The organism is Streptomyces durhamensis (assembly GCF_000725475.1).
GTDB classification, from domain to species: Bacteria; Actinomycetota; Actinomycetes; order Streptomycetales; family Streptomycetaceae; genus Streptomyces; species Streptomyces filipinensis.
In genome coordinates this window covers 77,000-95,147 of record NZ_JNXR01000007.1, presented here as the reverse complement: position 1 = coordinate 95,147, position 18,148 = coordinate 77,000, and the positions used below count along the sequence as shown (strand labels likewise).

Sequence of the window (18,148 nt, the reverse complement as noted above, 5' to 3'; positions counted from 1 at the left end):
ACGGGGAACCGCGCGCCCGCCCACCGCGGACCCGCGCCCGGCGACGCACCCCGGCGCTACCCCTTCAGCCGCTCGGCCACCCGCTCCCGCAGCCACCCCATCCCGAACCCCCTCGGATCCACCTTCCCCGGCTGCCACTCCAGGTGGCCGATGACCGACCTCTCGCTCCACCCGTGCCGCCGGCACACCGCGGCGGCCGCCCGCTCGATCGCGTCCAGCTGGGCCTGTGGCCAGGGGTCCGCCCCGTCGCCCAGGTTCTCGCACTCGAAGCCGTAGAAGTGCCGATTGCCGTCGGTGTCCGCCTCGTTGTCCGGCGGCAGCCCCTTCTCGGCGATCACCGCGCGCAGCACGTCGTCGTCGCCGAGGCCGGCGTGGTTGGCGCGGCCGTAGCCGACCAGGTGGACCCTGCCGTCCTTGGTGATCACGCCGTGGCACAGCGGGCCCGGCAGCGCCGGATGGCCGTCCCGGCAGATCCGGACCGTGTGCGCGCTGCCCCGGGTCACCGTGTGGTGGATCATCACGCCGTGCACGGGCCCCCACGGGCCCTTGTGGTTGCGGTTGTGGTGCGGCCAGTCGCCGACCTCGACGACGGTGACGCCCTCCGCTCGCAGCGCGTCCAGAAACTCGCCCGCGGACATGGGTGGGGCCATGCCGCCTCCTTCGTTCCGTGCCGGTCCGGGCCGGCCGCCGGACGCGACCGTTCGGCACCTGCCTGTACGTTCCGCTTTCTGCAACGAGACCGCCGCCGAAACCGGACGCCCCCGGACGGCGACGGGATCCCTCTTCGTGCCCAGTGATGCGATGATCCAGTCCCGCTCTTTCGGGTAATGGTGCGACCACTCTCGGTGATGAAAGGCTCGGTCACGAGACCGGTGCCCGTGCGATTCGGCACCGGGGAAACCTGGGAGGCAATTCTCTATGTCGGTAGGCGAAGAGGTCCGCACGGATCAAGGCACGCCGCAGCAGTCCCTCGGGACGGCGGCAGCGCGGAACCTGGCCACCACCACCAAGTCCGTTCCGCAGATGCAGGAGATCAGCTCCCGCTGGCTGCTGCGCACGCTCCCGTGGGTCGACGTGCAGGGCGGCACGTACCGCGTCAACAGGCGGCTGACGTACTCCGTCGGCGACGGCCGCATCACCTTCGTGAAGACCGGCGACCAGGTCGAGGTCATCCCGGCCGAGCTCGGCGAGCTGCCGGCCCTGCGCTCCTACGAGGACCAGGAGGTGCTGACGGAGCTGGCCCGGCGCTGCCGCCAGCGCGACTTCGCGCCCGGCGAGGTGATCGCCGACTTCGGGAACCAGACGGGCGAGGTGTACCTGCTGGCGCACGGCAGGGTCGAGAAGATCGGCACCGGCCCCTACGGCGACGACGCCGTCCTCGGAGTCCTCGCCGACGGCGCCTACTTCGGCGAGCAGGCGCTGCTGGACCCGGACGCCATCTGGGAGTACACCGTCCGCGCCGACACCGCGACCACGGTGCTGATCCTCAGCCGCCAGGACTTCCAGCAGATCGCCGAGCGCTCCGACACCCTGCGCGCACACCTGGAGCAGCTGCGCGCCGTCCCGGAGCAGCGGACCAACAAGTACGGCGAGAAGGAGGTCGAGCTGGCGGCCGGCCACTCCGGCGAGCCCGACATCCCGCACACCTTCGTGGACTACGAGGCGCGGCCCCGCGAGTACGAACTGAGCATCGCCCAGACCGTGCTGCGCATCCACACCCGCGTGGCCGACCTCTACAACCAGCCGATGAACCAGACCGAGCAGCAGCTGCGGCTCACGGTCGAGGCGCTCAAGGAGCGCCAGGAGCACGAGCTGGTCAACAACCGCGACTTCGGCCTGCTCCACAACTGCGAGTACGACCAGCGGATCCAGCCGCACGACGGCGTGCCCAGCCCGGACGACATGGACGAACTGCTCAGCCGCCGGCGCAGCACCAAGCTGTTCCTGGCCCACCCGCGCGCGATCGCCGCGTTCGGACGCGAGCTGAACAAGCGGGGGCTGGTCCCGGAATCCGTCGAGATCGGCGGCAACCGCATCCCGACCTGGCGCGGCGTGCCGATCTACCCGTGCAACAAGATCCCGGTCACCCCGGAGCGCACCACCTCGATCATCGCGATGCGCACCGGCGAGCAGGACCAGGGTGTCATCGGCCTCAGGCAGTCGGGCGTCCCGGACGAGATCGAGCCGAGCCTGTCCGTCCGCTTCATGGGCATCAACGAACAGGCCATCATCAAGTATCTGGTGACGGCCTACTACTCGGCCGCCGTGCTGGTGCCGGACGCTCTCGGCGTGCTGGAGAACGTCGAGATCGGCCGCTGGAGGTGACGTTTCCGCACTTCGCGGCCGTGTCCTCGCACGCCGTGGCGGGTAGACCCTCGGAACATGCGTCCGGCCGGGCCGGCGACGCCGGCGTCCGCGGACCTGCCGAGGGGGAGACATGGCCGAGTTCATGACGGAGACCGAACAGCGTTCCGCCGTCGTGCCGTGCCCCGGCACGGCGGAGGAGCGGTGGGGCAGGGCCGACGACGCCGGTCCGCTCGAAGGACAGGAGGCGGCGGCCCTGCTGGAGCGCACGCGGGCCGTCGTCGACCCGGAGCTGCACGCGGCCCTGGAGTCACTGCCCGGCGCCATGCGCCGGATCGCGCTCTACCACTTCGGCCGGCAGCACGCGGACGGCACCCCGGCGACGGGCGACGCCGGCAAGGCGATACGTCCCGCGCTCGTCCTGGCGGCGGCCGCCGCCCTCGGCGGCCCGGCGGCCCGTACGGCGGCGGTCCGGGCGGCGGTGGCGGTCGAACTGGTCCACAACTTCACCCTGTTGCACGACGACGTGATGGACCGCGACACCTCCCGCCGGCACCGGCCCACGGCCTGGACCGTGTTCGGCGTCACCGACGCGATCCTCGCCGGTGACGCCCTGCAGGCGCTGGCCCTGCGGCTGCTCGCCGAGGACCCGCACCCGGCCGCCGGGCCGGCCGCGGCCCGGCTCGCGGACTGCGTCGTGGAACTGTGCGCCGGCCAGCACACCGACACGGACCTGGAGCGCCGTGCCCCCGAGGAGGTCACCCTCGCCGAGGTGCTCGCCATGGCCGAGGCCAAGACCGGCGCGCTGCTCGGCTGCGCCTGCGCCCTCGGCGCGCTGTACGCGGGCGCCGGCCCGGGGGACGTGGCGGCGCTGGACGGCTTCGGACGCCAGGCCGGGCTCGCCTTCCAGCTGATCGACGACGTCATCGGCATATGGGGTGACCCGCGGTACACCGGGAAGCCGGCCGGTGCGGATCTCGCGGCCCGCAAGAAGTCGCTGCCCGTGGTGGCGGCCCTGTCGACCGGCACGGAGGCGGCGGCCGAACTCGCCGAGCTGTACGGCAGGCCGTATGTGGCTGGTGACACCGAGGGCGTGGCGCTGGCGGCGCTGGCCGTGGAGCGGGCGGGCGGCCGGGACTGGGCGCAGGCCGAGGCGGCCGACCGGATGGCCCGCGCCGTGCAGGAGCTGTCCCGGGCGGTCCCCGACCCCGACGCGGCGGGCGGGCTGCTGGCGCTCGCCGAGTTCGTGACCCGGCGCAGCAGCTGATCCTGCCGCGCCGGCCGCCGGGCCCGCACATCACTCCTGTCGAGAAGGTGCCGGTTTGCGCAAGTTCACCTACTTCGTCGCCTGCTCGCTCGACGGCTTCATCGGCGACGAACACGGCGACGCCTCCGCGATGTTCCGCTTCATGGACGAGGAGTACGGCGCCTTCCTCGCGGTGGAGTTCCCGGAGACCCTGCCCTCCCAGGTCCGCCCGCGGCTGGGCCTGGACGGTGTGCCGAACGTACGCTTCGACACCGGCGGAGGAGGGCGGCCTGGACGTCTTTCTGTGCGGCGGTGCGCTCCTGGCCGGACAGCTGCTGGACGAGATCGACGAACTCGTGATCAAGACCTGTCCGGTCGTCTACGGTAGGGGCATGCCCATGTTCGCGACCGGCCTCGGCATCAAGGAGTTCGGCCTCGACGCGGTGCGTGCCTTCACCAACGGTGTGCTCGTGCGGACGTACACACGTAAGCGCTGATCCCGCGGCCGCCGTACCGTGGGCCCATGTCGAAAATGCCCCATATATTCCACATCACCGAACGCTCCCTCTGGGAGAAGGCACGCGAACACGGTGCCTACGAGATGTCCTCCCCTGGCCGCACCCTCCAGGAGGAGGGTTTCATCCACTTCTCCACCCGCGAGCAGCTTCCGCGTATCGCCGCCCGCCTCTACGGCGACTACGACGGTCCGGACGAGCTGGTCGTGCTGGTCGTGGATCCGGCCCTGGTCGACGTGCCGGTGAAGTACGAGGCCATGAAGCCGGGCGGGGAGGAGTTCCCGCACGTGTACGGGCCGGTGCCCGCCGACGCCGTGGTGGACGTGGAGCGCTGGGGGTGACCGACGAGGACGGGTGTCCGCCGGGCCCGGGGCCCTCCGGCGTCCCGGTCCCTGGTGCCTACGCGCCCGCGGCGGGCCGACCGGCGCCGGCCAGCCCGCCGGTCACCGGGTCCCGGCCGGTCAGGCAGTAGACGCCGCCCGCCGGGTCGCGCATCACCGTCCAGTGCGGGCCACCGCCCGTCCGGACCGCCCCGTGCTCCTCGTGCCGGGCCTGGACGGCGGCGATGTCCGCGCAGGCGAGGTCGAGATGGGCGGAGGCGGGGCGTTCCTCGCCGAGCCGCTGGAGGAGGATCCGGACGGGCAGTCCCGCCGGCGGCTTGAGCACCTGGAACTCCGGCCGTGAACCGGTGTGCCGCTCCCAGCCGGTGAGCCGGGCCCAGAAGTCGGACTCGGCGGCGTACGCCGACGGCGGGATGTCGAGGCAGACCTGGTCGAGCCGGCTGCCCGCCACCACGGGCGGCCGTACCGTCTCCCCGTGCCAGGGCACGGCGCAGAACAACTGCCCCGCCGGAGAACGCAGCACCGCCCAGTCGCCGTGGTCCGCCACCAGGTCGGCGCCCAGTTCACGGGCCGCCCCGATCAGTCCCCGTACGTCCTCGGCGCAGAAGTCGAGGTGGGCCCCGCCCGCGCCCCCGGTGACGCCCTGGAGCTTCGCGCAGGCGTCCGCCCCGTCGGCGTCCCCGGGCAGCAGGGTCAGGAACTCGCCCTGTTCACCGCGGGGTTCGGACGGCCGGGTGCCGGTGACGGCGGTCCAGAAGGCGCGGGCCTCGGTCAGCCGGCCGAGGGGCCGGTCGACGAAGGCGTAGGTCCAGCGAATGATCATGCCGGGGAGTGTAGGTGCCGACTCCCCGGTCACCCACGGGATTTCACTCCGCGGGCCGCTGGAGGAAGCGCAACTGGTTGCCCGCCGGGTCCCGGAAGGCGCAGTCACGCACCCCGTACGGCTGGTCCGTCGGCTCCTGGAGCACATCCCCGCCGGACTCCCGCACCCGCTCGTACAGCGCGTCGCAGTCCTCGGTCGTGAAGATGACACCCCGCAGCATGCCCTTGGCGAGCAGTTCGGCCATCGCCTGCCGGTCGGCGGGGGAGGCGTCCGGGTTCGCGCCGGGCGGCTCCAGCACGATCTCGACGTCCGGCTGGAGCGGTGAGCCCAGCGTCACCCAGCGCATGCCCTCGAAGCCCACGTCGTTGCGGACCTCCAGGCCGAGCACGTCACGGTAGAAGGCGAGCGCCTTGTCATGGTCGTCCACCGCGATGAAGCACTGCTTGAGTTTCACGTCCATGGGCTCACGCTAGGCCCATCGGGACCCAGGCGCGCGCGAGTCACCAGGACCGGCGGCGTGGCCGGGTGAACGTACGGGCCACACAGGACGGGATCACCGCGCTCTCCTCGTGGTCGCGGGCCCGGTAGGCGCTCGGCGTCTCCCCGACCAGCTCGGTGAAGCGGGAGCTGAAGGAGCCGAGCGACGTACACCCCACGGCGAGGCACACCTCGGTGACGGTGAGGTCGCCCCGGCGCAGCAGCGCCTTGGCCCGCTCGACCCTGCGGGTCATCAGATAGCTGTACGGCGTCTCGCCGAACGCCTTGCGGAAGCTGCGCTGGAAGTGGCCGGGCGACATGTGGGCGCCGCGGGCCAGCTCGGTCATGTCGAGCGGCTCGGCGTACTCGCGGTCCATGCGGTCGCGCACACGACGCAGCCGTCTGAGGTCCTCCAGGGTCACGTCGACAGCTTGGCACAGGGCACTGACATCGACGTACGGCTGTCACACGGTGGCCCGAGGCTGGGTCGGGCTGAGGTAGTGCACGGTGCTGTGTCCGGCGTGCGGGGCGAGGAGGCCCTGCAGTGTGCCGGCGGCGACCTTGAGGAGGTCGCCGTCGCGGGTGGCGTGGAGGGTTTCGAGGAGGAAGGCGACGCGGGTGGAGTCCTCGGTGACCCGGGTGCGGTGGGCGTCGTGGTGGTTCCAGTGGCGGGTCAGCACCCCGGTGGTGTCCGCGTAGATGATCTCGCCGGGGTTCGGGGTCTCGATGGTGCCGGGTTCGCCGAGCGGGGTGAAGGACTCGGTGCCGTCCGCGTACCGGATGTCGACGTCGCCGGTGACCTGGTCCAGGTCGAAGGCGCCGGCGGGCAGGCCGTGGCGGACGGAGACGGCGTTGTAGGAGTCGACGGCCGGGTTGATGCGCGGCAGCGTCCCCTTCTTGGCCAGGCGGCGGCCGAGCGCGTCGACGCTGGGGCGGACGCGGCGTGGGTTGGTGCCGAACGCCCGGTAGGCGGTGTGCCACGCCTCGATGCGAGGGTCGGTCTCGTCGGCCGGCAGCCAGGTGCCGTCGGCGAGTCGGCGCTCCAGCTCCGCCAGGGCGGCGGTGGTGTGCGGCCAGGGTTCGCGGCCGCGCAGGCCGGTGGCGGTGACGAGGGCGATGAGCGTGTCGGGGAAGGCCTCTGCGACGGCGGGGTCGATGCGGAAGGCGGGCATGGACGGGTTCCGTTTCCTGCTGGGAGCGGGTGGCGCGGGGGTTTCCTGGGGGGTCGGCTGCGGGTGCGGGTGAGCGCTCAGGCCAGGGGCCGGGGCTGGGGCAGGGATCGGGGTGGCGTTCGGGTGAGGGCTCGGGTCAGGGTTCGGGACGGCTCGGGTCAGGGGCCGGGTGCGGCTTGGGTGAGGTGCGGGCTCAGGGCAGGTCCGGGTGACCGCTCGGGTCAGGGAGGGGATCGGGGACGGCTGGGGTGACGGTTCGGGACAGGGTCCGGGGACGGTTCGGGTGACGGCTCGGGTCAGGGCTCGGGGAGGGCTCAGGCCACGGTCGAGCGGGCCCGCACCATCCTGGACGAACACATCGCCCGGTACGGCTCGTTCGAGATCCACTGCCGGGGCGGCATCCTCGTCTGCCGGGTTAGCGGCGGCGGCCGGGTTCCGTTTGGTGCCCGAACGTCGGGACATCGGCGGGGCGCTCGGCCGTGCCAAGCTCTCGGCTGGCAGCCGTCGAGGCGGCGATCCGCCGCGACGACATACAGGTGCTGTTCAAGAGCCTGTCCGAACTGCTCGGCCCCGGCAGCGTGCGCAACGTTGACGACGTCCTCGTGCGCGTGGGCCTGCGCATAGGCGAGCTGCTCGGCCTCAAGTGCCGGACGTCGAGTTGGCCTGCGCCACTTCTTCGCCTCCGCCCTCATCGCCGGCAGGGCGAGCGTCAAGCAGGTGCAGCTCGTTCTCGGCCACGCGTCCGCCGTCATCACGCTGCGGATCTACGCCCAGCTGTGACCGGATGAAGAAGACCGCACCCGGACCGTCATGGACGCCGTGCTCGGCGGCCTGCGGACCGGGTGCGGACAGGTAGACACTGCAATGAAAGAAATCGCAGGTCAGAGGGCGTAAGAGGAGATCACGCCTTCTTGGTCTCCCAGAAGATCTTGTCGATCTGGGCGATGTAGTCCAGCGCCTTCTGGCCCGTCGCCGGGTCGGTGGACGCCTTGGCGGCCGAGAGGGCCTTCAGGGCGTCGTTGACCAGCTGGTGCAGCTCCGGGTACTTCTCGAAGTGCGGGGGCTTGAAGTAGTCGCTCCAGAGCACGGAGACGTGGTGCTTCGCGAGCTCCGCGCGCTGCTCCTTGATGACGGTGGCGCGCGCCTGGAAGTGGGGGTCGTCGTTGCCGGCCATCTTTTCCTGGACGGCCTTCACCGACTCCGCCTCGATGCGGGCCTGGGCCGGGTCGTACACGCCGCAGGGCAGGTCGCAGTGGGCGCTGACCTTGACCTTGGGGGCAAACAGGCGGGAAAGCATGGAGCATTCCTTCCTCGTGATCGTCTTCTCAGGTGCGACATTACTCCCTGCAGAAGGCGATTTCTCGGGTGCCCCCTAGGGCTTAGGACAAAAGTCCAGGGTCAGACTGAGACTGGTGGAGGAACGGACCGGGGAGGTGCCGGGGATGCCGGAGCTGTCGCAGGAGACCGAGCGGGGCAGGGCGGTCGCGCCGTTCGGACTGGCCGAGGTGACGGGGCCGTCCATGGTGCCGACGCTGCTGCACGGGGACCGGCTGCTGGTGCAGTACGGGGCCTCGGTCAGGCCGGGGGACGTCGTGGTCCTGCGTCATCCGTTCCAGCAGGACCTGCTCGTCGTCAAGCGTGCCGTGGCGCGCCGCGAGGGCGGCTGGTGGGTGCTCGGCGACAACCCGTACGCGGGCGGGGACAGCACCGACTACGGGGTCGTCCCGGACGAGCTGGTGCTGGGCAGGGCGCGCCTGCGGTACCGGCCTTTCCCGGCCGGTCAGCGGTCGCCGCTGGCGCTGGTGCGCTGGGCACTCTCAGCCGCCAGGCCGCTGCTGCCGGACCGGTCGGCCTCCAGGCGCTTGCGGGCCCGGTAGGCGGCGACGTTGGCGCGGGTCGCGCAGCGGTCGGAGCAGTAGCGCCGGGAGCGGTTGGTGGAGGTGTCGAGGTAGGCGTTGCGGCAGGGGGCCGCTTCGCACAGGCCGAGGCGGTCGACGCCGTACTCCGTCAGGTGGAAGGCGAGGCCCATCGCCGCGATGGCCGCGTAGCCGGCGGTGGCGTTGGAGGGGTGGTCGGCCAGGTGCATGTGCCACAGCGGGCGGCCGTCCTCGTCGCGGTAGTCGTGACCGGAGATCTGCGGCGACACCGGGAACTCCAGCAGCAGTGAGTTCAGCAGGTCCACGGCCAGCGTCTCGTCGCCCTTGTCGGCCGCCTCGAAGACGGCGCGCAGCCGGGCCCGGACCGAGCGGAAGCGCGTGACATCGGCGTCGGCGGCGCGGCGGGCCGCCGACGCGTTGACGCCGAAGAGGTCGCGGACGGCCTCGACCGAGGTGAGCGAGTCCTTGCCCCGGGCCGGTTCCTCGCTGTTGACGAGACGGACGGCGTAATCCGAGTAATAGGCCAGTTCCACTTGTAGTCCTTACGGGGGCGCTTTATGGTCGTGTCTGCGGTCGGGTAACAGCCGGTCGTGTGTCCAGGGTATTACGCGAACCGAGGGGAGTCGGGGTTCCATGACGACGAGTACCGGAACCGACTGGGCCGCCTGGCAGGAGAGCTGGGACCGGCAGCAGGAGTCCTACATGCCGGACCGTGAGGACCGCTTCCGGATCATGCTGGACATGGTCGAGGCACTCGTCGGGACGGCGCCGCGCGTGCTCGACCTCGCCTGTGGCACCGGCAGCATCACCGGCCGGCTGCTGGCCCGCTTCCCGGCGGCCACCAGCACCGGCGTCGACCTCGACCCTGCCCTGCTCACCATCGCGCGCGGCACCTTCGGGGGCGACGAGCGGGTGCACCTCGTCGAGGCCGACCTCAAGGACCCCGACTGGCGGGCGAAGCTGCCGTACGACTCCTACGACGCCGTCCTGACCGCAACGGCCCTGCACTGGCTGCACAGCGAACCCCTCGCGGCCCTCTACGGTCAGGTGGCGGAGCTGGTCCGCGACGGCGGTGTCTTCATGAACGCGGACCACATGATCGACGACAGCACGCCCCGGATCAACGCCGCCGAGCGCGCCCAGCGGCACGCACGTATGGATCAGGCCAGGCGCGCGGGTGCCCTGGACTGGGCCGAATGGTGGCAGGTCGCCGCCGAGGACCCCGTGCTCGCCGAGCCGACCGCCCGGCGGTTCGAGATCTACGGCGAGCACGCCGACGGGGACATGCCCGCAGCGGCGTGGCACACGCGCGTGCTGCGCGAGAAGGGGTTCGGGGAGGCCCGGCCGGTGTGGTGCTCGCCGTCGGACACGCTGCTGCTCGCGGTGAAGTAGGCGAAGCCGGTGAAGTCGGCGAACCCGGTGGAGCCGGTGCGGCGGGCGACGTCGGCGCCGCGGGTGAAGTAGGCGGGCAGGCCTGAGGGGCGGTACGGGGGTCCGTACCGCCCCTCATCGGCACCCGGTCAGAGAACCTTCGACAGGAACGACTGCGTCCGCTCGTGCTGCGGGTTCGTCAGGACCTCGCGCGGGTGGCCGGATTCCACCACCACGCCCTCGTCCATGAACACCAGGCTGTCGCCCACCTCGCGGGCGAAGCCCATCTCGTGGGTGACCACGACCATGGTCATGCCGGACTCGGCGAGGTCCCGCATGACGTCCAGGACGTCACCCACCAGCTCCGGGTCCAGGGCCGAGGTCGGCTCGTCGAACAGCATCAGCTTCGGCTCCATCGCCAGGGCCCGGGCGATCGCCACCCGCTGCTGCTGGCCGCCGGAGAGGTGGGAGGGGTAGTGCCCGGCCCGGTCGGCCAGGCCCACCCGCTCCAGCAGCTGTTCGGCCCGCTCCCGGGCCTGCGCCTTGGCCACGCCCTTGACCTGCACCGGCGCCTCCATGACGTTCTCCAGAGCCGTCATGTGCGGGAACAGGTTGAAGCGCTGGAAGACCATGCCGATGTCCCGGCGCTTCATGGCGACCTCGCGGTCGCGCAGCTCGTACAGCTTGTCGCCCTGCTGGCGGTAGCCGACCAGCTCGCCGTCGACGTAGAGCCGGCCGGCGTTGATCTTCTCCAGGTGGTTGATGCACCGCAGGAAGGTCGACTTGCCGGAGCCGGAGGGGCCGATCAGGCAGAACACCTCGCCGGGCTTCACCTCCAGGTCGATGCCCTTGAGCACCTCGACGGCGCCGAAGGACTTGTGCACGCCCTCGGCCTTCACCATGGCGTTCATCGCACGCTCCTCTTGCCGCTCGGGTCGAGCAGGTTGGCCTTGACCTTCTGCCACGGGGTGGGCGGCAGACTGCGGGTCGAGCCGCGGGCGTAGCGGCGCTCCAGGTAGTACTGGAAGACGCTGAACACGCTGGTCATCACGAGGTACCAGAGGGAGGCGACGAACAGCATCTCCATCACGGCGTACGACGTGGAACCGATCGTCGAGGTGGCGCGCAGCAGTTCGTTGTAGGTGACCGCGTAGACCAGCGACGAGGTCTTCAGCATGTTGATGAACTCGTTGCCGGTGGGCGGCACGATCACCCGCATGGCCTGCGGGATGACGATCCTGCGCAGGGTCCTGCCGTGGCTCATGCCGAGCGCGTGCGCGGCCTCGGTCTGGCCGTCGTCGACGGCCAGCAGCCCGGCGCGGCAGATCTCGGCCATGTACGCGGCCTCGTTCAGGCCCAGGCCCAGCAGCGCGCACATGAACGGCGTCATCACGTCCGTCATCTCGTCCTTGTAGATCGGACCGAGGTTCAGGACGGGGAAGATGAGCGCCAGGTTGAACCAGAGCAGGAGCTGGACGTAGACCGGTGTGCCGCGGAAGAACCAGATGTAGACCCAGGCCACCCAGCTCGTCACCGGGTTCTTCGACAACCGCATCACGGCCAGCACGATGCCCAGGGCCACGCCCAGGGCCATCGCGAGCACGCTGATCAGCATGGTGCGGCAGGCGCCCGCGAGCACAGTGGAGTCGAACAGCTTGTCGCCGACCGCGTGCCACTGGATCTTCTCGGCCGTGGCGAAGGCGTTGATCAGCAGGCCGACCAGGGCCAGCACCACGACCGCGCTGACATAGCGGCCCCAGTGGCGGACCGGGATCGCCTTGATCGCCTCCGGTGGCACCGGGCTGCCGCCGGGCTCCTTGGAGACGTCGGCCGACGGCCTCGCGTCGGCCGGTGTCTTGTCGAGATCGTCAGTCACCGTGACTGCCCTTCAGCGTGTCTGACAGTCACTTGCCGCCGTTGACCGCGGCCTTGTCGATGGCGCCGCTCTGGGCACCCCACTTGTCGAGGATCTTCTTGTACGTACCGTCCTGGATGATCGCGCTGACGGCGGCCTCCAGAGCGCTGGTGAGCTGCTTGTTGTCCTTGTTCACGGCGATACCGAAGGGGCCGGCGTCGACCTGCTCGCCGACGACCTCGAAGGCCTTGCCCCCGTCGGCCTTTCGGGCCAGGTCGATCGCGACCGGGTAGTCGTTGACGCCGGCCACCGCGCCGCCCGACTTCACTCGGGTCTGGGCCTCGGTGTCGTTGTCGAACGACTCGATCGTGATCTTCTTCTTGCCGCCGTCCGTGCAGGCCTTGGACTGCTTCTGCAGGAGCTGCTCGTAGGTGGTGCCGTGCTGCACGGCCGCGGTCTGGCCGCAGAGGTCCTCGACCGAGCCGATCTTCTTCGGGTTGCCCTTCTGCACGTACACCGCGGTGCCGGCCGTGAAGTAGTCGACGAAGTCGACACCCGGGCCGAGCTTCTTGCCCTTGTCGTCCAGGCCCTGCTGGCGTGCCTTGGTGTCCGTTATGGACGAGATCGCCACGTCGTAACGACCGGAGTTCAGCGACGTGATCAGGCCGTCGAAGGAGCCGGAGGTGAACTTGAAGGTCACGCCCAGCTTCTTGGCCAGCGCGGCGGCGATGTCGGGGTCCACGCCGACGATGTCGCCGCCCTCCTGGAACTCCATGGGCGCGTACTCGGCGTTGGTGCCGACCTGGATGACGCCCTTGTCCTGGATCGTCTTCGGCAGCTTCGAGAAGAGCGGAGCGCTGCTCGTCCTGCCGGACGCGGAGGAGCCGCCCTTGCCGCCGTTGGTCTGGTCCCCGCAGCCGGTGAGCAGCAGGGCGCCCGCGACCGCGATCGCACCGGCCGCTGCCAGAGGAGAGCGGGCGGGGGTCGTGCGACGGGTGGAGCTTGCGGTCATCGTTGTTCCTCCGGCTGATGGGAAGAGGTGCCGATGGTCGACGAGAAACACACACCTTCGGGTGTCGCGACCTCGTGGGTTTACCGCATCTTGCCATTCGGACTACGCCGTTCAGGGGGCTGACTATGTCAAAATCGGATAACGGGTGACCCCCGAACCGCCTCAGGTCGGTACAACTCCGGTGCATCACCACCGAACCATCTGCGGGAATCCAGTCCTGCGGCCGGAGAATCTTCGGCGCGTCTCACGATGTGATCAGCGTGCGCGCCCGCGTCCCGTGTCCTCGCGTGCTTGGCGTGGTTGTCAGCCACGCGTCATCTCGCGGTGGCTTTTCTGTTCCGGGATGTGACCTTGCGCCTATTGGACTCGTCGTAGGCGCCGTCCGTCCGGTAAGAAGGTTCTTTACACCCCTCATCCGGGGCTCAGGGCGCGTGTGCGGCGCGCCCGTCGCGTATGTGCCCGTACGTATCAGCAATCGGGCCGTGCGCGGTGCCCGCCCACCCCTCACCAGGAGTGGTCGACCCTCAAACCATGCATAGCTAAGGGGTAAAACAAAGTGGCAGCGGAGATCGTCAATCCTCGCAGCGACAGCAATACGGATCAGGACGGCGGGGCCGAGCCCCTCGATTCCTTCGATCCGGTGTTCGCGCTGCACCGCGGCGGCAAGATGGCCGTGCAGGCCACCGTGCCGGTCCGCGACAAGGACGACCTTTCCCTCGCGTACACGCCCGGCGTCGCGCGCGTGTGCACCGCGATCGCGGAACAGCCGGACCTGGTCAACGACTACACATGGAAGTCCTCCGTGGTCGCCGTCGTGACCGACGGTACGGCCGTGCTCGGACTCGGGGACATCGGTCCCCAGGCCTCCCTCCCCGTGATGGAGGGCAAGGCGATCCTGTTCAAGCAGTTCGGCGGCGTCGACGCGGTGCCGATCGCGCTCGACTGCACCGACGTGGACGACATCGTCGAGACCGTCGTCCGGCTCGCTCCCTCCTTCGGCGGAGTGAACCTCGAGGACATCTCGGCGCCGCGGTGCTTCGAGATCGAGCGCCGGCTGCAGGAGCGCCTCGACATCCCGGTCTTCCACGACGACCAGCACGGTACGGCCGTCGTGACGCTCGCGGCGCTGCGGAACGCGGCGCGGCTGAGCGGCCGTGAGATCGGGCAGCTGCGGGCCGTCATCTCGGGCGCCGGCGCGGCCGGTGTCGCCATCGCCAAGATGCTGGTCGAGGCCGGCATCGGTGACGTGGCGGTGGCCGACCGCAAGGGCGTCGTGTCGGCCGGCCGGGAGGACCTCACCCCGGTCAAGCGCGAGCTGGCCGGCTTCACCAACAAGGCCGGCATCACCGGCTCGCTGGAGGACGCCCTCGCGGGCGCCGACGTCTTCATCGGCGTCTCCGGCGGTACGGTCCCGGAGGAGGCCGTGGCCTCCATGGCGAAGGGCGCCTTCGTGTTCGCGATGGCCAACCCGAACCCCGAGGTGCACCCGGAGGTCGCGCACAAGTACGCGGCGGTCGTCGCCACCGGGCGGTCGGACTTCCCGAACCAGATCAACAACGTGCTGGCGTTCCCGGGCATCTTCGCGGGCGCGCTGCAGGTGCGGGCCTCTCGGATCACCGAGGGGATGAAGATCGCCGCTGCGGAGGCGCTGGCCGCCGTGGTGGGCGACGATCTCGCCGCCGACTATGTGATTCCGTCGCCGTTCGACGAGCGGGTCGCTCCGGCGGTCACGGCGGCGGTCGCGGCCGCTGCTCGGGCCGCGGGCGTCGCTCGTCGCTGACGTCGCGCTGAATGGCCCCGTCCCTTCGGGCGGGGCCATTTTCCGTTCCCACCGCCCGACCTGGGCGCTGAGGGGGCGCCTCTCGGCGGTGCCGGGCTGCGCTGGACGGGTGCCCCTGCGCAAGAGGGCATGTGTCACAGACCCTCGCAGTTCCGTTGGCTGATCAGCACCCCTATCGTCGGCTGTATGTTCGCTGTCTACGCCGCCCGAATCGACCGCGACCAGCCGCTCTCCGGCCTGGAGTTGGGGGAGCGCCCGGCCCCCGAGGCCCGGCCCGGCTGGAGCACCATCCGTGTGCGGGCCGCCTCCCTCAACCACCATGACCTCTGGTCCCTGCGGGGCGTCGGCCTCCCGGAGGGCCGGCTGCCGATGATCCTCGGCTGCGACGCCGCCGGCATCGACGAGGACGGCAACGAGGTCGTCCTGCACTCCGTCATCGGCCAGACCGGCCACGGCGTCGGTCCCGACGAGCCGCGCTCCATCCTCACCGAGCGCTACCAGGGCACCTTCGCCGAGCAGGTCGCCGTGCCGACCTGGAACGTCCTGCCCAAGCCCAAGGAGCTGTCCTTCGCCGAGGCCGCGTGTCTGCCGACGGCGTGGCTGACGGCGTACCGGATGCTGTTCACCAACGCCGGCGTGCGGCCCGGTGACTCGGTCCTGGTGCAGGGCGCGGGCGGCGGTGTGGCCACGGCTGCCATCGTGCTCGGCAAGGCGGCGGGGCTGCGCGTCTTCGCGACCAGCCGCGACGAGGCCAAGCGGAAGCGGGCCCTGGAACTCGGGGCCGTGGAGGCCGTGGAGTCGGGGGCGCGGCTGCCGCAGCGGGTGGACGCCGTCATCGAGACCGTGGGCGCCGCCACCTGGTCCCACTCGGTGAAGTCCCTGCGGCCCGGCGGCACGATCGTCATCTCCGGTGCCACCAGCGGGGACCGGCCCTCGCACGCCGAGCTGACCCGGATCTTCTTCCTGGAGCTGAAGGTCGTCGGATCCACCATGGGCACCAAGGAGGAGCTGGAGGACCTGCTCTCCTTCTGCGCCGCGACCGGCGTACGCCCCGTCATCGACGAGGAGCTGCCGCTGGACCGGGCCCGTGAGGGCTTCGAGCGGCTCGCTTCCGGAGAGCAGTTCGGGAAGATCGTCCTCACCCACTCCTGACCCGACCGCGAGCAGCACCGAAGGCGGCGGCTGCTCCCCTTCGCGTACGCGGGTGTCTCGGCCTCCGCGCTGCTCCGACGAGCCGGGCTCAGGGCGTCGGCCGGCGGAGCAGCGCGCCGATACGGGCCGCCGCCGTCGACAGATGGCGGCGGGCCTCGCCGAGCTGCTCCTGGCTGACGCCGTGGTCGCGGGCCGCGTCGCGGATGTCGTCGCGGAAGCGGTCCAGGAGGCGGTCCAGGTCGCGGGGCGGGTCGCCGGTGAGGTCCTCGTGCGCCCAGGAGGGCTCGTACTCGGCCGGGAAGTCCTCGGTGGGCGGGACATGGTGCAGGTCCGGGGCGGCGGTGGGCGTGGGCGCCGGCTCCCCGGGGGTGCGGGGATAGCCCCAGTTCTTGCCGAAATCGCCCAGTTCCCTGGCCAGTTCGGACAGGCCCTCGCGGACGCCCGTCGGCCAGTCACCCTGGGTGAAGTGGTCCTGGACGCGGTCCTGGACCTGGCGCGCGATGCGCTGCATCTCCTCCTGCGCCTGGGCCCGCGCCCGCGCCTGCGCCTCCTGGGCCTGGTGGCGGGCCCGCTGGGCCTCCTCACGGGCCCGGCGGCTCTCGTCCTTGGCGCGGCGGGCCTGCTCCTTCCACTCCTGCTTGACCCGGCGCATCTCCTCCTTGGCGGCCCGCCAGGCCTCCTTGTCGGTGAGGTCGCCGTGGTCCCCGGCCGGTCCCGTGCCCGTCTTCGCGCTCCGGCGGGCCTCGGACGCGGCCGCGCGCATCTCGCGGCGCAGGTCACCGGCCGCGCCGCGCACGTCGGCCCTTATCTCGGCGGCCAGCTCCGCGACCGACTCGCGGATCTCCAGCTCCAGGTCCGCCAACTCGCCGCTGCGGTCGGCCAGTTCGGCGCGACCCGCGTCCGTGATGGCGTACACCTTGCGGCCGCCCTCCGTGGTGTGCCGGACCAGGCCCTCGGCCTCCAGCTTGGCCAGGCGGGGGTAGACCGTGCCCGCCGAGGGGGCGTACAGCCCCTGGAAGCGTTCTTCAAGGAGCCTGATCACTTCGTAGCCGTGGCGCGGGGCCTCGTCGAGCAGCTTGAGCAGATACAGGCGCAGGCGTCCGTGGGCGAAGACGGGGGGCATGTCAGAGCACCTTCTTGTCGGTCGTGCCGTCGGCCGGGGCGGTACCGGGGTGCCGTGGGGATCCGGAGGGCCCGGCGTCCCCCACGGTGTCCGCCTCGTCCTCGCGCGGCGGACGGCGCAGCAGGGCGATCGAACCGGAGACCGTGGTGGCGCGGAGTCTGCCCGTGCCCGCGCCGAGACGGCCGGTGATCTTGTGGGCGCCCCACTGGCCGTGCACCCGCAGTCCGTCGAAGGCGTTGGAGATCGTGCCGCTCGCGGTGTTCGCCTCCACCTCGGCGTCCGCCGGATGGGGCAGGCGGATGGCGATCTCGCCGGAGACGCTGGTGAGGCTGACCTCCGTGGGACCGTCCGGGTCCAGGTCGACGATCATGGAGCCGCTGACGGAGTCCGCGCGGACCGTACGGCCGGAGCCCTCGACCACGGTCAGGTCCCCCGAGACCGAGTGGAACCGCAGGTCACCGGTGACGGCCTGGGCTTCCAGATTCCCCGAGACGGTGTCCGCGCGGACCGGTCCGGAGACGCCGACCAGGGTCGTGTCGCCGGTCACCCCCTTCACCACCGCGGGGCCCTGGATGCCGGAGACGACCGCGCCGGCGCCGACCACGCCGACCTCCACACGGGTGCCGGCGGGAACCGTCAGGGAGACGACGGCACTGCGCCGCCAGCCCTTGCGGTCGAGCCACTTCAGGAAGCCCTTCCAGGGCAGGTCCTCGTAGGCCACCGTGAGGGTGTCGCCGTTCTGGGTGACCACCAGGGGCGGTCCCTCGATCTCGGAGACTTCCAGGCGGGCGGAACCCTCGTCCGTGCCCACCACGTTCACCGTTCCGTTGACGATGCGGACCTGCAGGTCGCTCACGCGGGTGTCAAAGCTCAGTTTCCGGGGCTCGGTGACGGACCACTCGGGCATGGGGACCTCCTCGGGCACGGCTGGGCGAAGGCAGCCGCGACACGCCATATCGCGTCTTTCTCGATTCACGATATATCGCGGTCGCGGAAAGTCAAGACACCCTTTCGTGGGAAGCCGGGGCCGGGAGGCGCGCGGCCCGGGAGGCGCGCGGCTGGAGGAGCGCGGCCGGAAGGGACGCGGCCGGGAGGGACGC

General features: G+C 71.0%; 19 protein-coding genes and 2 pseudogenes. 9 read left to right on the top strand and 12 right to left on the bottom strand.

Features of this window, described 5'->3' with window-relative positions; all coding sequences use genetic code 11:
* Positions 1-56: 56 nt before the first annotated feature.
* A complete protein-coding gene (locus tag IO33_RS0111475) occupies positions 57-650 on the bottom strand; it encodes an N-acetylmuramoyl-L-alanine amidase (RefSeq protein WP_031163334.1) in 594 nt (197 codons plus the stop codon).
* A gap of 268 nt (positions 651-918) precedes the next feature.
* Here IO33_RS0111475 and IO33_RS0111470 point away from each other — a divergent pair, with 268 nt between their 5' ends.
* From IO33_RS0111470 to IO33_RS0111455, 4 genes and pseudogenes are all read left to right on the top strand, one after another.
* Positions 919-2,325, top strand: coding sequence for a family 2B encapsulin nanocompartment shell protein (locus IO33_RS0111470; RefSeq protein WP_031163332.1), 1,407 nt, complete (start codon positions 919-921; stop codon positions 2,323-2,325).
* Positions 2,326-2,437: 112 nt separating this feature from the next.
* Complete coding sequence (locus IO33_RS0111465) at positions 2,438-3,571, top strand: family 2 encapsulin nanocompartment cargo protein polyprenyl transferase (protein ID WP_031163330.1); 1,134 nt, start codon at positions 2,438-2,440, stop codon at positions 3,569-3,571.
* 55 nt (positions 3,572-3,626) lie between these two features.
* A pseudogene (locus tag IO33_RS46600) lies at positions 3,627-4,047 on the top strand (dihydrofolate reductase family protein).
* 26 nt (positions 4,048-4,073) lie between these two features.
* Positions 4,074-4,406 (top strand): DUF952 domain-containing protein, encoded by a 333-nt coding sequence (locus IO33_RS0111455; protein WP_031163328.1) that lies wholly within the window; start codon positions 4,074-4,076, stop codon positions 4,404-4,406.
* Between the two features lie 58 nt (positions 4,407-4,464).
* Here the strand turns inward: IO33_RS0111455 and IO33_RS0111450 are convergent, their stop codons facing one another.
* From IO33_RS0111450 to IO33_RS0111435, 4 genes are read right to left on the bottom strand one after another with little or no spacing between them, the layout of a single operon-like run.
* Complete coding sequence (locus IO33_RS0111450) at positions 4,465-5,229, bottom strand: VOC family protein (protein ID WP_031163326.1); 765 nt, start codon at positions 5,227-5,229, stop codon at positions 4,465-4,467.
* A 43-nt stretch (positions 5,230-5,272) separates the two neighbouring features.
* The gene (locus tag IO33_RS0111445) at positions 5,273-5,689 is read right to left on the bottom strand and encodes a VOC family protein (RefSeq protein ID WP_031163324.1); all 417 of its coding nucleotides are present in this window, start codon (positions 5,687-5,689) and stop codon (positions 5,273-5,275) included.
* Positions 5,690-5,729: 40 nt separating this feature from the next.
* On the bottom strand, positions 5,730-6,128 hold the full coding sequence (locus IO33_RS0111440; protein ID WP_031163322.1) for a helix-turn-helix transcriptional regulator: 399 nt from the start codon (positions 6,126-6,128) through the stop codon (positions 5,730-5,732).
* A 42-nt stretch (positions 6,129-6,170) separates the two neighbouring features.
* Positions 6,171-6,878, bottom strand: a complete 708-nt coding sequence (locus IO33_RS0111435) for a B3/B4 domain-containing protein (protein ID WP_031163320.1) — start codon at positions 6,876-6,878, stop codon at positions 6,171-6,173.
* Between the two features lie 663 nt (positions 6,879-7,541).
* Between IO33_RS0111435 and IO33_RS54075 the strand changes: the two are divergent.
* Positions 7,542-7,772: pseudogene (locus IO33_RS54075) on the top strand (tyrosine-type recombinase/integrase); the annotation flags it as partial.
* A 7-nt stretch (positions 7,773-7,779) separates the two neighbouring features.
* Here the strand turns inward: IO33_RS54075 and sodN are convergent.
* Positions 7,780-8,175 (bottom strand): superoxide dismutase, Ni, encoded by a 396-nt coding sequence (gene sodN / locus IO33_RS0111430; protein WP_023546844.1) that lies wholly within the window; start codon positions 8,173-8,175, stop codon positions 7,780-7,782.
* Positions 8,176-8,320: 145 nt separating this feature from the next.
* Here sodN and sodX point away from each other — a divergent pair, with 145 nt between their 5' ends.
* Positions 8,321-8,755: a nickel-type superoxide dismutase maturation protease gene (sodX, locus tag IO33_RS0111425; protein WP_037685313.1), complete on the top strand. Its 435-nt coding sequence runs from the start codon at positions 8,321-8,323 to the stop codon at positions 8,753-8,755.
* On the opposite strand, the gene IO33_RS0111420 is transcribed toward sodX, so the two are convergent.
* Positions 8,659-9,288, bottom strand: a complete 630-nt coding sequence (locus IO33_RS0111420; RefSeq protein WP_031163309.1) for a CGNR zinc finger domain-containing protein — start codon at positions 9,286-9,288, stop codon at positions 8,659-8,661. The two genes, sodX and IO33_RS0111420, sit on opposite strands and share 97 nt — an antisense overlap.
* A gap of 100 nt (positions 9,289-9,388) precedes the next feature.
* Between IO33_RS0111420 and IO33_RS0111415 the strand changes: the two genes are divergently transcribed.
* Positions 9,389-10,147, top strand: a complete 759-nt coding sequence (locus IO33_RS0111415) for a class I SAM-dependent methyltransferase (protein WP_031163307.1) — start codon at positions 9,389-9,391, stop codon at positions 10,145-10,147.
* Between the two features lie 128 nt (positions 10,148-10,275).
* On the opposite strand, the gene IO33_RS0111410 is transcribed toward IO33_RS0111415, so the two are convergent.
* Genes IO33_RS0111410 through IO33_RS0111400 form a run of 3 tightly spaced genes read right to left on the bottom strand, consistent with a single transcriptional unit; the run spans position 10,276 to position 12,993 of the window.
* Entirely contained in the window at positions 10,276-11,037 is a 762-nt protein-coding gene (locus tag IO33_RS0111410; protein WP_031163305.1) for an amino acid ABC transporter ATP-binding protein, read from the bottom strand.
* A complete protein-coding gene (locus IO33_RS0111405; RefSeq protein WP_031163303.1) occupies positions 11,034-12,002 on the bottom strand; it encodes an amino acid ABC transporter permease in 969 nt (322 codons plus the stop codon). Before IO33_RS0111405 ends, IO33_RS0111410 begins: the two co-directional genes overlap by 4 nt.
* A gap of 28 nt (positions 12,003-12,030) precedes the next feature.
* Positions 12,031-12,993: an ABC transporter substrate-binding protein gene (locus IO33_RS0111400; protein ID WP_031163301.1), complete on the bottom strand. Its 963-nt coding sequence runs from the start codon at positions 12,991-12,993 to the stop codon at positions 12,031-12,033.
* Positions 12,994-13,549: 556 nt separating this feature from the next.
* On the opposite strand from IO33_RS0111400, the gene IO33_RS0111395 reads away from it, so the two are divergent.
* Entirely contained in the window at positions 13,550-14,773 is a 1,224-nt protein-coding gene (locus IO33_RS0111395; protein WP_031163299.1) for an NAD(P)-dependent malic enzyme, read from the top strand.
* Between the two features lie 186 nt (positions 14,774-14,959).
* Entirely contained in the window at positions 14,960-15,925 is a 966-nt protein-coding gene (locus IO33_RS0111390) for a zinc-binding dehydrogenase (RefSeq protein ID WP_031163297.1), read from the top strand.
* Positions 15,926-16,013: 88 nt separating this feature from the next.
* Here IO33_RS0111390 and IO33_RS0111385 read toward each other — a convergent pair whose 3' ends face one another.
* Both IO33_RS0111385 and IO33_RS0111380 read right to left on the bottom strand, forming a co-directional pair.
* Complete coding sequence (locus tag IO33_RS0111385) at positions 16,014-17,048, bottom strand: PadR family transcriptional regulator (RefSeq protein ID WP_031163295.1); 1,035 nt, start codon at positions 17,046-17,048, stop codon at positions 16,014-16,016.
* A 1-nt stretch (position 17,049) separates the two neighbouring features.
* Entirely contained in the window at positions 17,050-17,955 is a 906-nt protein-coding gene (locus IO33_RS0111380) for a DUF4097 family beta strand repeat-containing protein (protein ID WP_031163293.1), read from the bottom strand.
* Between the last annotated feature and the right edge of the window lie 193 nt (positions 17,956-18,148).

Excerpts from the sequence above, each read along its gene's own strand:
- IO33_RS0111380 (WP_031163293.1), bottom strand. The coding sequence starts at position 17,955 with ATGCCCGAGTGGTCCGTCACCGAGCCCCGGAAACTGAGCTTTGACACC.
- IO33_RS0111410 (WP_031163305.1), bottom strand. The coding sequence starts at position 11,037 with ATGAACGCCATGGTGAAGGCCGAGGGCGTGCACAAGTCCTTCGGCGCC.
- IO33_RS0111400 (WP_031163301.1), bottom strand. The coding sequence starts at position 12,993 with ATGACCGCAAGCTCCACCCGTCGCACGACCCCCGCCCGCTCTCCTCTG.
- IO33_RS0111450 (WP_031163326.1), bottom strand. The coding sequence starts at position 5,229 with ATGATCATTCGCTGGACCTACGCCTTCGTCGACCGGCCCCTCGGCCGG.
- IO33_RS0111385 (WP_031163295.1), bottom strand. The coding sequence starts at position 17,048 with ATGCCCCCCGTCTTCGCCCACGGACGCCTGCGCCTGTATCTGCTCAAG.
- IO33_RS0111390 (WP_031163297.1), top strand. The coding sequence starts at position 14,960 with ATGTTCGCTGTCTACGCCGCCCGAATCGACCGCGACCAGCCGCTCTCC.
- IO33_RS0111470 (WP_031163332.1), top strand. The coding sequence starts at position 919 with ATGTCGGTAGGCGAAGAGGTCCGCACGGATCAAGGCACGCCGCAGCAG.
- sodN (WP_023546844.1), bottom strand. The coding sequence starts at position 8,175 with ATGCTTTCCCGCCTGTTTGCCCCCAAGGTCAAGGTCAGCGCCCACTGC.
- IO33_RS0111455 (WP_031163328.1), top strand. The coding sequence starts at position 4,074 with ATGTCGAAAATGCCCCATATATTCCACATCACCGAACGCTCCCTCTGG.
- sodX (WP_037685313.1), top strand. The coding sequence starts at position 8,321 with ATGCCGGAGCTGTCGCAGGAGACCGAGCGGGGCAGGGCGGTCGCGCCG.
- IO33_RS0111415 (WP_031163307.1), top strand. The coding sequence starts at position 9,389 with ATGACGACGAGTACCGGAACCGACTGGGCCGCCTGGCAGGAGAGCTGG.
- IO33_RS0111445 (WP_031163324.1), bottom strand. The coding sequence starts at position 5,689 with ATGGACGTGAAACTCAAGCAGTGCTTCATCGCGGTGGACGACCATGAC.
- IO33_RS0111465 (WP_031163330.1), top strand. The coding sequence starts at position 2,438 with ATGGCCGAGTTCATGACGGAGACCGAACAGCGTTCCGCCGTCGTGCCG.
- IO33_RS0111475 (WP_031163334.1), bottom strand. The coding sequence starts at position 650 with ATGGCCCCACCCATGTCCGCGGGCGAGTTTCTGGACGCGCTGCGAGCG.
- IO33_RS0111435 (WP_031163320.1), bottom strand. The coding sequence starts at position 6,878 with ATGCCCGCCTTCCGCATCGACCCCGCCGTCGCAGAGGCCTTCCCCGAC.